Origin of the sequence: Tateyamaria armeniaca, assembly GCF_045797845.1 — a bacterium.
Lineage (GTDB): Bacteria > Pseudomonadota > Alphaproteobacteria > Rhodobacterales > Rhodobacteraceae > Tateyamaria > Tateyamaria armeniaca.
Map to the genome: position 1 here is coordinate 286766 of NZ_JBHDIY010000002.1, position 14375 is coordinate 301140.

Here is a 14375-nt window from a genome sequence, read left to right on the forward strand (position 1 = left end):
TGACGACTCGTTTCAAACCTGCAAGGCGCGCCGACGGGTGCGCCTTTTTCATGTCAGGCACCGCCTTGGGACGTATCGCTATTTGATTGACGCGTCGGCGCGCGGCGGATCGTCATCCCCCACTTTTCATCCGCGCCAAATCCCAAAGCCTCGTAGAACCCGCGCGCCTGCCCCTTTTTGCCCGACAGCAGCATGATCTTGTAACAGCCGGCCGCCCACGCTGCCTCCATCGCGGAATTCATCACGGCGCGGCCAAACCCCTGCCCGCGATGATCCCGGTGCGTCACGACATTTTCGATCAGCGCATAGCTGCGCCCTTGTTGCGTGATGTTGGGTAGGATGTGCAGCGTCGCCACGGCCACCAATGCACCATTTTCAAAAGCACCTCTGACCTGCGTGCCGGGATGATCAACCATCCCAGCAAAATCCGTCAGGTCCCCGAGCTGCTGATCCCCGACAAGGTGCGCATAAAGCGCAAGCGCGTCGGTTCCGTCTGATGCAGAAAGCAATCGCACACTCATGTCAGCCCATCCCAGATCAGTTTCGTCCCCGTGAGGATCAACAATACATATGTCAGTAGGAAGAACGCCCGCTCGGGCATCCAGTGGTGCGCCTTGACGCCCAACCAAGTGCCCAACAGGGCAAAAGGTGCCAATGCAAGATTTGCGGTAAATGTCTGCAGGGTGAACATGCCAAGAAAGGCGTAAGGCACGAATTTGAAGACATTGATCGCCGAAAAGATCAGCACAGTGTTGGCCTGATAGGTGGTTTTCCCCAGCTTCAACGACAGCAGATAGACCGCTGCGGGTGGGCCGCCCGCGTGACTGACAAAGCTGGTGAACCCGGCAACGGCCCCCGTGAGCATCCCGACCCAGTTCGGCAGGGCCCGTTCCGCCATCCGAGATCCAGCCCCGGGCCCGTCCGACCTGCCAGACCACGAAAGCAATTGAAATCGCACCGATCAGCAACCGGAACACATCTGCATCTGTGCGCGCAAAAAGCCACGCACCGAGCGCCACACCGGGCAGTCCCCCAAGGATCATGCGTCGCGAAATCTGCCAATTCCATTTGCCCCAATAGGGCCGCAGGGACGCGGCATCGATCAACATAAGCAGCGGCAGCGTGACGCCCAGCGCCAGCCCCGGCTCAACAACCAGCGCCAGAATCGATGTCGCCGCAAAAGCCGCGCCCGACCCAAAGCCGCCCTTGGATATTCCGGCAAAGACGATGGCAGGCGCGGCAATGGCGAAAAACCAGAGATCCAGCTCCAACATGTCCCGCCCCCTTGAAAAAGCCCGCGTTCCTCACCCTTTAGACCAGGGTTGCGCGACCGGCCAGCGATCACGAAACACCTCGCCGCACTGCAGCACACTTGCACGGCGCGCCCATGCGCGCTAGGCACCGCGCCAACGAAAACCCCTAGTGCGGAGAATTTCACCCATGGCCAGACCCAAGATTGCCCTGATCGGCGCCGGTCAGATCGGCGGCACACTTGCCCACCTCGCAGCCCTCAAGGAATTAGGCGATGTGGTCCTGTTCGATATTGCCGAAGGCACACCCGAAGGCAAAGCCCTCGACATCGCGGAATCCGGCCCGTCCGAAGGCTTTGATGCCAAGATGAGCGGGACACAGTCCTATTCCGACATCGCGGGCGCAGATGTGTGCATCGTGACCGCCGGTGTGCCCCGCAAGCCGGGGATGAGCCGGGATGACCTGTTGGGCATCAACCTCAAGGTCATGAAATCGGTGGGCGAGGGCATCCGCGATCACGCGCCGAACGCCTTTGTCATCTGCATCACCAACCCGCTGGACGCGATGGTCTGGGCGTTGCGCGAATTTTCGGGCCTGCCCCACGAGAAAGTCTGCGGCATGGCTGGCGTGCTCGACAGCGCGCGTTTCCGCCACTTCCTGTCCGAAGAATTCGGCGTGTCGATGCGCGACGTCACGGCCTTTGTTCTGGGTGGGCACGGCGATACGATGGTGCCACTGACCCGCTATTCGACTGTTGCGGGCATCCCGCTGCCCGATCTGGTCAAGATGGGCTGGACCACCCAAGAGAAACTGGATGCGATCGTCCAGCGCACCCGCGATGGCGGTGCCGAAATCGTTGGCCTGCTGAAAACCGGTTCGGCCTTTTACGCACCAGCCACATCGGCGATTGAGATGGCCGAGGCCTACCTCAAGGACCAAAAGCGCGTTCTGCCCTGTGCGGCCTATGTCGATGGCGCGCTTGGCCTCAAGGGTATGTATGTTGGTGTGCCGACCGTGATTGGCGCGGGCGGCGTCGAAAAGGTGATCGATATCCAGATGACCAAGGACGAGCAGGCGATGTTCGACAGCTCGGTCGCGGCCGTCAAAGGCCTTGTGGACGCCTGCAAGGGCATCGACGACAGCCTGACCTGATCCGACCTGTTTCGTGATTTTTCTGGCCGGGCGCAGTCGCGTCCGGCCTTTTTCGTTGCTATATGCCCCTCATGCCACAGTCGCGCCCCATAGATCGCAAGCTCACCACTATCCTTGCCGCGGATGCCGCCAACTATTCCGGCCGGATGAACCGCGACGAAGAGGGCACCGTGCGGGCGCTACGTGCCGCACGCGGCGTAATCGACACAGCGATTGCTGACGCGGGCGGGCGCATCGCGAACACGTCGGGTGACGGTCTGATCGCCGAATTCCCGTCCGTTGTGCGCGCCGTGCGCTGCGCCATCCTGATCCAGACCACCCTGAACGAGCGCGGCGATATGCTTCCGTTTCGCCTTGGCGTGCACCTGGACGATGTCATCATCGAAGGGGACGACCTTCTGGGTGATGGTGTGAACCTTGCAGCGCGTCTGCAGGAAATGGCTGAAATCGGTGGAGTCCTGGTCTCTCAACAGGTGTTTGACCACGTGCGCGGCAAGATCGAAGGCGTCGAATTACGCCCGCTGGGTCCGGCGACCCCAAAACATCTGGCGGATGAGGTCGGACTGTACGCCGTCGTTGCGCAAGGGCTGAACGTGCCACGTCTGCTCGACAATTTGGGACCCAAAGTGGAGCCAAGCAGGCCCGAGCCAAGTCCGCCCATTGACCCTGAACCGCTGCCAGTCCCCGCATCGCCCGAGGTCGAAGCGGCGCGTGCGCAGTTCAAGAAAGACCGCTGGCGGCTGGGCGGCGGCATCGTCGGATTGGCCGCTCTGGACATTGCAGCCGGACTGCCGCCCGCGGTAACTCTGATCCCCACAGCGGTGCTGATCGTCATCCTCTATCGCAAATGGAGCAAGCTGCGCGCGACTGAGACGTCTCAGGCCTGATCCAACCTCAGCAGGTCATGCACCCACGGGTTTCTTTCCAGCAGGTCAGCGTCAAATGCGGCGGGCGAGAGGTAGGGTGTGTTGCCTCCAATCACTGCACCTGGATCAAAGGGCACCTCGCACAACAGATCGAACTGCGCCAGTTGTGCGCACCGTTCCGGCGTTGCCTGGAGTAGCTTGGCGTGAGCCGCCAGTGCGTCCGTCATGGTCGCGCATCGCTCCAGCATCCATTCGATCTGTTCTGCACGATGCGATTGCAGGATGGTCTTTTGCACCTCAGTCGGAGTGCGGCGATACCGCATCATCTTGATCACCCAGTGCAACGGCGTCAGACCATCAAAATGCAGCAACCGCGCCGTGTTCGAAACATGACGCGCCGAGCGTCTCCACTTGCCCCCCGCCGCTCGGTCGCATTGTGCACCCCAAGGCGCAGATCATCATGCACGCGCACCCCGCTCTTGCCCGCGCCATGTGAATACTGCCCGCGTTTCATCATCGCGGCGAACGGGCCAAAAGCGACGGATTGATCAGTGGCACTCAGATCGCTGGTGGCGCGAAAGATGCCGTCAAACAGACTGGCCTGCGCAACATCATGCGGGAACAGCCGTTCCAGCACGGGCAAATTCACTTCAGTCCTGTCGGCGATACCCCCAGCCAATTCGTCAGCCAGCGGAAGGTCTTGCCAGATGAATTCATCCGCATCGATGTGAAACAGCCAATTGGTGCGCGCCACGTCCTTGGCTGCATTCGCATTGATCGACTGACGGCGCATTTGCGAGGCGGGTTGCCCACGCTTGCCACGATGGCACGCCCAGTGACCATCATCGCACAGTGTCACATGACATCCCTTGATGGCATTCAAGGCCCCGGCTACGGGGTCCGTCGGATCATCCAGATAGACGTGAACCGCCTGCGCACCGGTCGCCAGATGCCAGCGCACATTGCAAAGAACCAGTGCCGCAGGTTCGTTGACTGTCATCACGACACCCCAACTCGGGGCCGTTTCCGGGTGCGATGGACTGGTCTGCGCTGGCGGCACTTGATTCCCTTTTGTAGCAACAGGATAATTTTGTGATCACACATTTTTGGGCAGTGATCACAAAATTCACTTTTCTGCGCAAAAACCGCCCCCTAGGCACATTCGCGGTTTACGCCACGTTCAGTCCTGTTCGTATAGGGCCAACTGAGATGCATCAATACGGGACCTTACGCTCATGAACATCCACGAATACCAGGCCAAAGCCCTTCTGCGCAGCTACGGGGCTCCCGTTTCGGACGGACGTGTCGTTTTGCGCGCCGAAGACGCAAAGACAGCCGCCGGCGAAATGGACGGCCCGCTTTGGGTGGTCAAGGCACAGATCCACGCAGGCGGGCGCGGCAAGGGGACGTTCAAAGAGGCCGACGCGGGCGAGAAAGGCGGCGTGCGCCTGACCAAATCCGCAAGCGAGGCCGCCGAAGAAGCCAAGAAGATGCTGGGCCGCACGCTGGTCACCCACCAGACCGGCCCCGTCGGCAAACAGGTCAACCGCATCTATATCGAGGATGGCTCGGGTATTGAGACCGAGATGTATCTGGCCCTGCTGGTTGATCGCCAGACCAGCCGCGTCAGCTTTGTCTGCTCGACCGAGGGCGGTATGGACATCGAAGAAGTCGCCGCCGCGACCCCCGAAAAGATCCTGAGCTTTTCCGTTGATCCCGCCACCGGTTATCAGGCCTTCCACGGTCGCCGCATCGCCTTTGCGCTGGGTCTGAGCGGCAAGCAGGTCAAACAATGCGTGGGCCTCATGAGCCTGCTTTACAAAGCGTTCATGGAAAAAGACATGGAGATGCTGGAGATCAACCCGTTGATCGTGACGGACAGCGGTGATCTGAAGGTGCTGGATGCCAAGATCAGCTTTGATGGCAACGCCATGTACCGCCACGCCGACATCAATGAACTCCGCGACGAGACCGAGGAAGACCCCAAGGAACTTGCCGCCTCCAAATACGACCTCAATTACATTGCGCTGGACGGCGAGATTGGCTGCATGGTGAACGGCGCGGGTCTGGCCATGGCGACGATGGACATCATCAAACTCTACGGTGCTGAGCCTGCCAACTTCCTCGATGTGGGCGGCGGTGCGACCAAGGAAAAGGTCACCGAAGCGTTCAAGATCATTACCTCGGACCCGCAGGTCAAAGGCATTCTGGTCAACATCTTTGGCGGCATCATGCGCTGCGATGTGATCGCCGAAGGGGTGGTGGCCGCCGTGAAAGAAGTGGGTTTGAAAGTGCCGCTGGTGGTCCGTCTTGAGGGCACGAATGTCGAAGCGGGCAAGGACATCATCAACAATTCCGATGTCGACGTGATTGCAGCGGACGACCTCAAGGACGGCGCGCAGAAGATCGTGAAAGCGGTGAAGGGGTAACCCCACGATGAGCACCCGCAACAGCTGCATCGCAGTGGCAGGTTTCGCGCTGTTGACCAGTGCGCAAGGTTCGGCCGGACAGGAAATGACACTGCCTGTTCTGGTCGATCAATGCGTGGCGCGATATGCGACCACCTGCGGGACGGCGTTTTCCGATCTCGAAAGTTATGTTGCGCCTTTGTCGTCCGACCCCAATGTCACACTGTCAAATTCCGCAGACGGCTCGACCCTTGTTGTGTCGCGCACAACGGCAGCGGGAGGGGAAGATGGCATTTGGGAGCGCGCCAGCATCGCCGTGCTGGGCGACGCACGCTACACATTTTGCTCGCTCGACTGCAACAGGTCCGACACTGCTGATCCCGCCGGGTCAATTCAACTTTTCAAGGATGCCGTAGCGTCGCGTTTCCCGGGCGCAACAACGACAGGCGGCGATCTGCTCGACGTTCCGCCACAGATCGAAAGCGTGATCTGGTGGGGCTCTCATGTGATCTATGTCCGCAATTGGACCGATGACGTAGTCCAGCCGATGATCGCAACGTTGCACGAGGGCGGTCTGACCTTGCACAGCCTTCGGATCGAGCGGGCTGGTCCATGATCTTGGGTGCCGACACATATTTTGCCGCGCCGCCACAGCAGGAAATGCAGTTTGCATCTTTGGACATGCGGGGGCGCCAATGACCCGGTGGCGCATCCTGCCAGCGGGTGCCATCTGGTGCGTGGCGCTGATCGGCCATGCGCCATTTGGTGCAGCCAGCGCCCACCCGGCCATCGACGCCTTTACCGCCTATTGCTTCAAGGCCGGTCAGACGCCTGCACAGGCCCGTGCCAACATGACCGATCTGGTGGGCGACCCCCTGCCCTTCACCCTCACCTTCTGGGACAAGACGCTGCAGCCCGCCCCCGGCACCCCCGCACATGCTGAACGGCGCTGCGAGGTGGCTTTTGACGGCGATCACGCGGCGGATGCCGTGACCGAAGTGCAGGCCAAGATGGCCACACCGCCCGTCTTTGGTACCTCGATTCCGCTGACCTCTCCTTATGAGCCCAATGCAGGCACCGCCTATCTCGATGCCCGTGAATTGCTGCGCAAACGCGTCGCCGTGGTCCATATCGGCACCCGGGATGGCCCCGAGACCTTCATCCGTGTCGACCGTCTGCCCCCCGGCATGGGGCTGAGCGAATGAGCGATCTGCGTCCCTGCCCCGGTTGCGATGATCCCTCGGCCACCCGCCTCGACGCCTACAGTCAGGACCTTTGGCACGTGGCCACATGCGACGCCTGCCATCTGACCTACCTGCGCAACCCCGTGGCGTACGAAGCACTCGAAGAAGATTTTGCCCGGGAAAAGACTTACGAAGAAAAGAAGAAAACCGGTGGATCAACCGGCCTGAGCCCCGTGATCCGCCGCTTGCGGGAACAGCTTGGCCTGACCCATAAAAGCAAACACGGCAAGCTGGGCGGCTGGTTCAACAACGGCAAGGTGCTGGATATCGGTTGCGGCGGCTATCAGAACGTGCCTGAACCGATGATCCCTTACGGTATTGAACTGAGCCGCGCCCTGCACGCCCATGCTGACAAGGCCATGCGCGCACGTGGTGGCTATTGCGTACACGGAGCCGGGGCCGAGGCGATTTGGGATTTCGATCCGGAGATGTTCGATGGTGTGCTGATGCATTCCTATCTCGAACACGAGATTGACCTCATGGGCATCCTCACGGGCGTGTTTCGCGCCCTCAAACCCGGTGGTGCGGTCTATGTGCGGGTGCCCAACTTTGGTTCGATCAACCGGCATGTGATCGGTCCCAAATGGTGCGGGTTCCGCTACCCCGATCATGTCACATACTTCACCCTCCCGACCCTGCGCGACACTGCGCGGCGCGCCGGGTTCACCACCCATCTGGTCAACCGCATTGGCCTGCCCATCGACGACAATATCAAGGCGCTGCTGCGCAAACCGCAGGTGGCCGCATGACACATCAATTCCCGAAATACCCCGAAGGAGACGCCCAAAATGGCCGTACTGATTGACGAAAACACCAAGGTGATCTGCCAGGGCCTGACCGGCTCACAAGGCACGTTCCACACTGAACAGGCGATCGCCTATGGCACCAAGATGGTCGGCGGCGTCACACCGGGCAAAGGTGGGCAAACGCATCTGGACTTGCCCGTCTACAACTCGGTCCACGAGGCGATGGAGATGACCGAGGCGAACGCGTCGGTGATTTACGTGCCGCCCCCGTTTGCAGCCGACTCGATCCTTGAGGCTATCGACGCGGAAATGCCGCTGATCGTGTGCATCACCGAAGGCATCCCCGTTCTGGACATGATGCGGGTGCAGCGCGCGCTGGAAGGATCGAAATCCCGCCTGATCGGCCCAAACTGTCCCGGTGTCATCACACCCGACGCCTGCAAGATCGGGATCATGCCCGGCCACATCCACAAGCGGGGTTCCTGTGGGGTTGTCTCGCGCTCGGGCACGCTGACCTATGAGGCGGTCAAGCAGACAACCGATCTGGGCTATGGCCAGTCGTCGGCTGTGGGCATCGGGGGCGACCCGATCAAGGGGACCGAACATATCGACGTGCTGGAGATGTTCCTGGCTGATCCGGAGACGGAAAGCATCATCATGATCGGTGAGATTGGTGGGTCGGCTGAAGAAGACGCGGCACAATTTCTGGCCGATGAAAAGAAGGCAGGCCGCTGGAAGCCGACGGCTGGATTTATTGCGGGCCGCACCGCCCCTCCGGGCCGCCGGATGGGCCATGCAGGCGCGATCGTGGCGGGCGGCAAAGGCGGGGCCGAGGACAAGATCGAGGCCATGCGCGCCGCCGGAATCGTGGTGGCCGACAGCCCCGCGACATTGGGTGAGGCCGTGAAGGAGGCCATCGAGGCCTAAAGGCGTGTCCCACGCTGGGACACATCCTCGCCTGAGGAAAATCAAGGGGTTACAGGGGCGGTTTTACCATCCCTTAACCTTTGAAGGGGAATGGGCCCCGGGTCAGGGCTTGGGAGCCGGTAAGAAATGGAAGGAATTTTGCTTTGGATTTCATGACAGCGGTACGCACCTGCCTGACCGAGAAATACGCGAGCTTTCAGGGCCGCGCGCGCCGATCCGAATATTGGTGGTTCATTCTGTTCGTCGTCATCCTGTGCGTGGTGAGTTCACTGATCTGGTGGGTTCTGTATCTGCTAGTGTCTCTGGCACTGCTGGCTCCGGCGCTGGGGGCCGGGTTTCGCCGCCTTCAGGACACCGGGCGACCCGGCTGGTACATCCTGATCCCCTTTGGCCTTTCGGTGCTGACCAGCCTGTTGGCGCCAACCCTGCCCGACCCCGACACCATCGCCGCGACCGGAGAGTTGCCCGACATGGGCGGCACGTTGCTGTTTTCCCTGCTGAGCATCGTGCAACTGGTGATCAGCCTTGTGTTCCTGTGGTGGCTGACGCGGCCATCGCAGCCCGAAACCAACGCCTATGGGCCGCCCCCGGTATGAGTGGGTTTGGCGAAAATATCTGGCGGCAGGTGCGGTGGGCAGAATGCCCACCCTACGGCATATCCGAAGCGCGGTTTTTGGGGAGCGGCCACACATGCTGAGCCGGTTGACCTATGCACTTAAAGCATCCCCTTGCCGCGGGCGGGGAGTATGCCGCGCGGCAAAGCCGCTGAGCCGGGCGATGCCCGGGGTGGCCGCTGGGCGGGGGAGTGTCAGCGATGACCCTGACCGAGTCCGTCAAAACCTGCTTTAGTAAGTATGCCACTTTTTCCGGGCGCGCCTCCCGCCGGGAATTCTGGTATTTCTACCTTGGCACAAAGGGCATGATACTTGTGTCGGCAATTGTTTTCGCCTGGGCCGCCGTCGTTGTCTATGTTGTCACGCTCGTACCGGCACATGCCGCAGCCGTGAGACGGTTGCGTGATCAGGACAGATGGGTTTGGCCCATCCTGATCCTCAGCCCAATTATTCTCGTCGCAAATCTGCTTTTCCTGGCCGCTTTGGAAGAGCAACTCTACGCATCAGAGCCTGAAGTTTTTCTCGTCTTCACACTCATATGGGCGCTGCCCATCTTCCGCGCCTTCTGGATTCTCACTGGCCCGAGCGCTCAACACGCACGCTCGGATCAAAACAATGAGGTAACCCCATGACCGACCAATCCCCCAATGACCAGTTCCATGCCTCTTCCTTCATGCAAGGGCACAACGCGGAATACCTTGAACAGATGTACGCGCGATACGCCAATGATCCGCACGCGGTCGACGAAGCGTGGCAGGCGTTTTTCAAGGCGATGGGCGATGACGAAGTGTCCGTCAAGCGCGAGGCCGAGGGGCCAAGCTGGGCGCGCAGTGACTGGCCCCCGGTTCCGGGCGATGATCTGACCCAGGCCCTGACGGGCGAGTGGGCGGCCCCCGCCGAAGTGAAAGGTGCGGGCGACAAGATCAAGGCCAAGGCCGCCGAAAAGGGCGTTGAGGTTTCCAACGATCAGATCAAGCGGGCGGTGCTGGACAGTATCCGCGCGCTGATGATCATCCGCGCCTATCGTATCCGGGGCCATCTGGTGGCCGACCTCGATCCGCTGGGTATGCGCGATCAGACGCCGCATCCCGAACTTGATCCCAAATCCTACGGCTTTACCGAGGCCGACATGGACCGCCCGATTTTCATCGACAAGGTTCTGGGCCTCGATGTCGCCACCATGCGCGAGATCATCGACATCGTGAAGCGCACCTATTGCGGCACTTTTGCGCTGCAATACATGCACATTTCCAACCCGGAAGAGGCGGGCTGGCTGAAGGAACGCATTGAAGGCCTCGGCAAGGAAATCCAGTTCACCCGCGAAGGGCGCAAGGCGATCCTGAACAAGATGGTCGAGGCCGAGGGGTTCGAAAAATTCCTGCATGTCAAATACATGGGCACCAAACGCTTTGGTCTGGATGGCGGTGAATCCCTGATCCCGGCGATGGAACAGATCATCAAACGCGGCGGCAATCTGGGCGTGCGTGACATCGTGATCGGGATGCCCCACCGGGGCCGTCTGAGCGTGTTGGCGAACGTGATGGCCAAACCCTACAAGGCGATTTTCAACGAATTTCAGGGTGGATCGTTCAAGCCCGAAGATGTCGACGGGTCGGGCGATGTGAAGTACCACCTTGGTGCCTCCAGCGACCGCGAATTTGACGGCAACACCGTGCACCTGTCCCTGACGGCCAACCCCAGCCACCTAGAGGCAGTGAACCCCGTGGTTCTGGGCAAGGCGCGCGCCAAGCAGGATCAGAACAACGATCCTGAGCGCACCACCGTCATGCCTATTCTGCTGCACGGCGATGCGGCCTTTGCCGGGCAAGGCGTTGTGGCGGAATGTTTTGCGCTGTCTGGTCTGCGCGGTCACCGTGCAGGCGGCACCATGCATATCGTTGTGAACAACCAGATCGGTTTTACCACGGCGCCGCACTTTTCCCGCTCAAGCCCCTATCCCACCGACAATGCGCTGGTGGTCGAGGCCCCGATTTTCCACGTGAACGGCGATGATCCGGAGGCCGTGGTCCATGCCGCCAAGGTCGCCACCGAGTTCCGCCAGAAATTCCACAAGGACGTGGTTATCGACATCTTCTGCTATCGCCGGTTCGGGCACAACGAGGGCGACGAGCCCATGTTCACCAACCCGGTGATGTACAAGCGCATCAAGAAGCATAAGACGACGCTGACCCTTTATACCGAGCGTCTGGTCAAGGACGGGCTGATCCCCGAGGGCGAGATCGAGGATATGAAGGCCGCGTTTCAGGCGCATCTGAATGACGAGTTCGAGGCGGGCAAGGATTATCGCCCCAACAAGGCCGACTGGCTGGATGGCAAGTGGTCTCACCTCGATAAGATGGCGGAGAAGAAATACCAGCGTGGCAAGACGGCCATCCCCAAAAAGACGTTTGATGATGTGGGCCGCGCGCTGAGCACGGTGCCGTCGGGTATTCCGCTGCACAAGACGGTGGAACGTCTGCTTGAGGCCAAGGCGAAGATGTTCGAGAACGGCGCCGGGATTGACTGGGCGACCGGCGAGGCGCTGGCCTTCGGGTCGCTGCTGACCGAAGGCTATCCTGTGCGTCTGGCCGGGCAGGATTCCACCCGCGGGACGTTTTCGCAGCGCCATTCGGGGCTGGTGAACCAGGAGACGGAAGAGCGCTATTACCCCCTCAACAACATTCGCACCGGGCAGGCCCAGTACGAAGTGATCGACTCGATGCTGAGCGAATATGCGGTTTTGGGTTTTGAATACGGCTATTCGCTGGCCGAACCCAATGCGCTGACCCTGTGGGAGGCGCAGTTCGGTGATTTCGCCAACGGGGCGCAGATCATGTTCGATCAGTTCATCAGTTCAGGTGAATCCAAGTGGCTGCGCATGTCCGGTCTGGTTGTGCTGCTGCCTCACGGGTTCGAGGGGCAAGGGCCTGAACACTCAAGCGCCCGGCTGGAGCGGTTTTTGCAGATGTGCGGGCAGGACAACTGGATCGTGGCCAACTGCACGACGCCGGCGAACTATTTCCACATCCTGCGCCGCCAGATCCACCGCGATTTCCGCAAGCCGCTGATCCTGATGACGCCCAAGTCGCTGCTGCGTCACAAGATGGCTGTCAGCAAGACCGAGGAGTTCACCACCGGATCATCCTTCCACCGCATCATGTGGGACGACGCCCAGCACGGCAATTCGGACACCAAACTGGTGGACGACGCCAAGATCAAGCGCGTCGTGATGTGTTCGGGCAAGGTGTACTATGACCTGCTCGAAGAACGCGATGAGCGCGGGATTGATGACGTGTACCTGATGCGGTTCGAGCAGTTCTATCCCTTCCCCGCCCAGTCGGCGGTCAAGGAACTGGGCCGCTTCAAGCAGGCCGAGATGGTCTGGTGTCAAGAAGAGCCGCGTAATCAGGGTGGCTGGACCTTTATCGAACCCAACCTCGAATGGGTGCTGGGCCGCATCAAGGCCAAGCACACCCGCCCCGTTTACGTGGGCCGCGCCACCTCTGCCTCGCCCGCCACGGGTCTGGCCAGCAACCACAAAGCCCAACAAGCCGCTCTCGTCGACGAAGCGCTGACCATCAAAGGGAAGAAATAACCATGACAACCGAAGTCCGCGTGCCCACCCTGGGCGAAAGCGTTACCGAAGCCACTGTTGCCACGTGGTTCAAGAAACCGGGCGACACCATCGCCGTCGATGAAATGCTGTGCGAGCTGGAGACCGACAAAGTAACTGTCGAAGTGCCAAGCCCGGTTGCAGGTTCGCTTGCCGATATCATCGCCGCCGAAGGGGAAACCGTGGGTGTCGATGCGCTGCTTGCCACCATCTCCGAAGGGGATGCAGGTTCCAAAGCGGCCCCCAAGGGCAAGGAAACAGCCACTGATCCCAAGGCCGAAAGCTCCGCTGCGCGCACTGAGGCCAGCGACGAATCCGGCGGCGACAGTGTTGATGTCATGGTGCCCACTCTGGGCGAATCCGTGACAGAGGCGACGGTCAGCACATGGTTCAAGGCCGTTGGCGACAGCGTCACACAGGACGAGATGCTGTGCGAACTTGAAACCGACAAAGTCAGTGTCGAAGTTCCTGCCCCCGCCTCCGGAGTGCTGGCGGAAATTGTTGCGGGCGAAGGCACGACTGTCGATGCCTCCGCCAAGCTGGCGGTGATCTCATCCTCTGGCGCGGCGGCAACAGGGTCGGGCAGCGCCAAAACCGAAGGCAGTGCGGAGCCGACAAGCAACTACCAGAACCCACCTGCCGGTCAGGGCACCGCCCGTTCGGATGTCGAAGATGCGCCTGCCGCGAAAAAGGCCATGGCAGAGGCCGGGATCAGCCGTGATGCCGTCACCGGATCGGGCCGCGATGGCCGCGTGATGAAGGACGACGTGGCCAAGGCGGTTGCCGCCGCAAGTGCAGCCCCTGCGCCTGCCCCTGCCGCCGCGCCGCGTGCGCCGGTGGCCGCAGACGATGCGGCGCGCGAGGAACGGGTCAAGATGACCCGCCTGCGCCAGACCATCGCCCGCCGCCTCAAGGACAGCCAGAACACCGCTGCCATGCTGACCACCTATAACGAGGTCGACATGACCGAGGTGATGGCCCTGCGCAGCGAATACAAAGACCTGTTCTTGAAGAAACACGGGGTCAAGCTGGGCTTTATGTCCTTCTTTACCAAGGCGTGCTGTCATGCGCTGAAAGAGGTTCCGGAAGTCAACGCAGAGATCGACGGCACCGACATCGTCTACAAGAACTTTGTCCATATGGGTGTCGCCGCTGGCACGCCCACAGGCCTTGTTGTGCCGGTGATCCGCGATGCCGACGCGATGAGCTTTGCCGCCATCGAAAAGGCGATTGCCGAAAAAGGTGCGCGCGCGCGTGATGGCAAGCTGAGCATGGCCGAAATGCAGGGCGGCACGTTCACACTGTCCAATGGCGGCGTCTACGGCTCGCTCATGTCCTCGCCCATCCTGAACCCGCCGCAGTCCGGCATTCTGGGCATGCACAAGATTCAGGACCGGCCCATGGCGATTGGCGGTCAGGTTGTGATCCGGCCCATGATGTATCTCGCCCTGTCCTACGACCACCGGATCGTCGACGGCAAAGGGGCGGTCACGTTCCTTGTGCGGGTGAAGGAAGCGTTGGAGGATCCACGGCGGTTGTTGATGGATTTGTGAT

General features: G+C 60.8%; 14 protein-coding genes and 1 pseudogene. 11 read left to right on the top strand and 4 right to left on the bottom strand.

Annotated features, from left to right (window positions below; translation table 11 throughout):
* Positions 1-53 precede the first annotated feature (53 nt).
* Together ACERZ8_RS01500 and ACERZ8_RS01505 are read right to left on the bottom strand one after the other, a co-directional pair.
* Positions 54-521: a GNAT family N-acetyltransferase gene (locus tag ACERZ8_RS01500; RefSeq protein ID WP_407590354.1), complete on the bottom strand. Its 468-nt coding sequence runs from the start codon at positions 519-521 to the stop codon at positions 54-56.
* Positions 518-1274: pseudogene (locus tag ACERZ8_RS01505) on the bottom strand (sulfite exporter TauE/SafE family protein). The gene ACERZ8_RS01500 and the pseudogene ACERZ8_RS01505 overlap by 4 nt, the downstream one beginning before the upstream one ends.
* Positions 1275-1440: 166 nt before the next feature.
* On the opposite strand from ACERZ8_RS01505, the gene mdh reads away from it, so the two are divergent.
* Together mdh and ACERZ8_RS01515 are read left to right on the top strand one after the other, a co-directional pair.
* Positions 1441-2403, top strand: a complete 963-nt coding sequence (mdh, locus tag ACERZ8_RS01510; protein ID WP_407590355.1) for a malate dehydrogenase — start codon at positions 1441-1443, stop codon at positions 2401-2403.
* Positions 2404-2474: 71 nt separating this feature from the next.
* Entirely contained in the window at positions 2475-3290 is an 816-nt protein-coding gene (locus tag ACERZ8_RS01515; RefSeq protein ID WP_407590356.1) for an adenylate/guanylate cyclase domain-containing protein, read from the top strand.
* On the opposite strand, the gene ACERZ8_RS01520 is transcribed toward ACERZ8_RS01515, so the two are convergent.
* Both ACERZ8_RS01520 and ACERZ8_RS01525 read right to left on the bottom strand, forming a co-directional pair.
* Positions 3281-3640 carry a hypothetical protein gene (locus tag ACERZ8_RS01520; protein WP_407594330.1) on the bottom strand — a complete coding sequence of 120 codons (360 nt, stop codon included), beginning with the start codon at positions 3638-3640 and terminating at the stop codon, positions 3281-3283. The genes ACERZ8_RS01515 and ACERZ8_RS01520 overlap by 10 nt on opposite strands.
* Positions 3619-4269: a glycosyltransferase family 2 protein gene (locus tag ACERZ8_RS01525; protein WP_407590357.1), complete on the bottom strand. Its 651-nt coding sequence runs from the start codon at positions 4267-4269 to the stop codon at positions 3619-3621. Before ACERZ8_RS01525 ends, ACERZ8_RS01520 begins: the two co-directional genes overlap by 22 nt.
* Positions 4270-4504: 235 nt before the next feature.
* Here ACERZ8_RS01525 and sucC point away from each other — a divergent pair, with 235 nt between their 5' ends.
* The 9 genes from sucC (at position 4505) to odhB (ending at position 14374) form a co-directional block, all read left to right on the top strand.
* Complete coding sequence (sucC, locus tag ACERZ8_RS01530; RefSeq protein ID WP_407590358.1) at positions 4505-5698, top strand: ADP-forming succinate--CoA ligase subunit beta; 1194 nt, start codon at positions 4505-4507, stop codon at positions 5696-5698.
* Positions 5699-5705: 7 nt separating this feature from the next.
* Entirely contained in the window at positions 5706-6293 is a 588-nt protein-coding gene (locus ACERZ8_RS01535; RefSeq protein WP_407590359.1) for a hypothetical protein, read from the top strand.
* A gap of 79 nt (positions 6294-6372) precedes the next feature.
* Positions 6373-6882 carry a hypothetical protein gene (locus ACERZ8_RS01540; RefSeq protein ID WP_407590360.1) on the top strand — a complete coding sequence of 170 codons (510 nt, stop codon included), beginning with the start codon at positions 6373-6375 and terminating at the stop codon, positions 6880-6882.
* Positions 6879-7670 (top strand): class I SAM-dependent methyltransferase, encoded by a 792-nt coding sequence (locus ACERZ8_RS01545; RefSeq protein ID WP_407590361.1) that lies wholly within the window; start codon positions 6879-6881, stop codon positions 7668-7670. Before ACERZ8_RS01540 ends, ACERZ8_RS01545 begins: the two co-directional genes overlap by 4 nt.
* 39 nt (positions 7671-7709) lie before the next feature.
* Positions 7710-8594, top strand: coding sequence for a succinate--CoA ligase subunit alpha (gene sucD, locus ACERZ8_RS01550; RefSeq protein ID WP_407590362.1), 885 nt, complete (start codon positions 7710-7712; stop codon positions 8592-8594).
* 152 nt (positions 8595-8746) lie between these two features.
* Positions 8747-9190, top strand: coding sequence for a DUF805 domain-containing protein (locus tag ACERZ8_RS01555; protein ID WP_407594126.1), 444 nt, complete (start codon positions 8747-8749; stop codon positions 9188-9190).
* Positions 9191-9408: 218 nt separating this feature from the next.
* The gene (locus ACERZ8_RS01560) at positions 9409-9840 is read left to right on the top strand and encodes a DUF805 domain-containing protein (RefSeq protein WP_407590363.1); all 432 of its coding nucleotides are present in this window, start codon (positions 9409-9411) and stop codon (positions 9838-9840) included.
* Positions 9837-12803 carry a 2-oxoglutarate dehydrogenase E1 component gene (locus ACERZ8_RS01565; protein ID WP_407590364.1) on the top strand — a complete coding sequence of 989 codons (2967 nt, stop codon included), beginning with the start codon at positions 9837-9839 and terminating at the stop codon, positions 12801-12803. Before ACERZ8_RS01560 ends, ACERZ8_RS01565 begins: the two co-directional genes overlap by 4 nt.
* Positions 12804-12805: 2 nt before the next feature.
* Positions 12806-14374 carry a 2-oxoglutarate dehydrogenase complex dihydrolipoyllysine-residue succinyltransferase gene (gene odhB / locus ACERZ8_RS01570; protein WP_407590365.1) on the top strand — a complete coding sequence of 523 codons (1569 nt, stop codon included), beginning with the start codon at positions 12806-12808 and terminating at the stop codon, positions 14372-14374.
* The last annotated feature ends 1 nt before the right edge of the window (position 14375 follow it).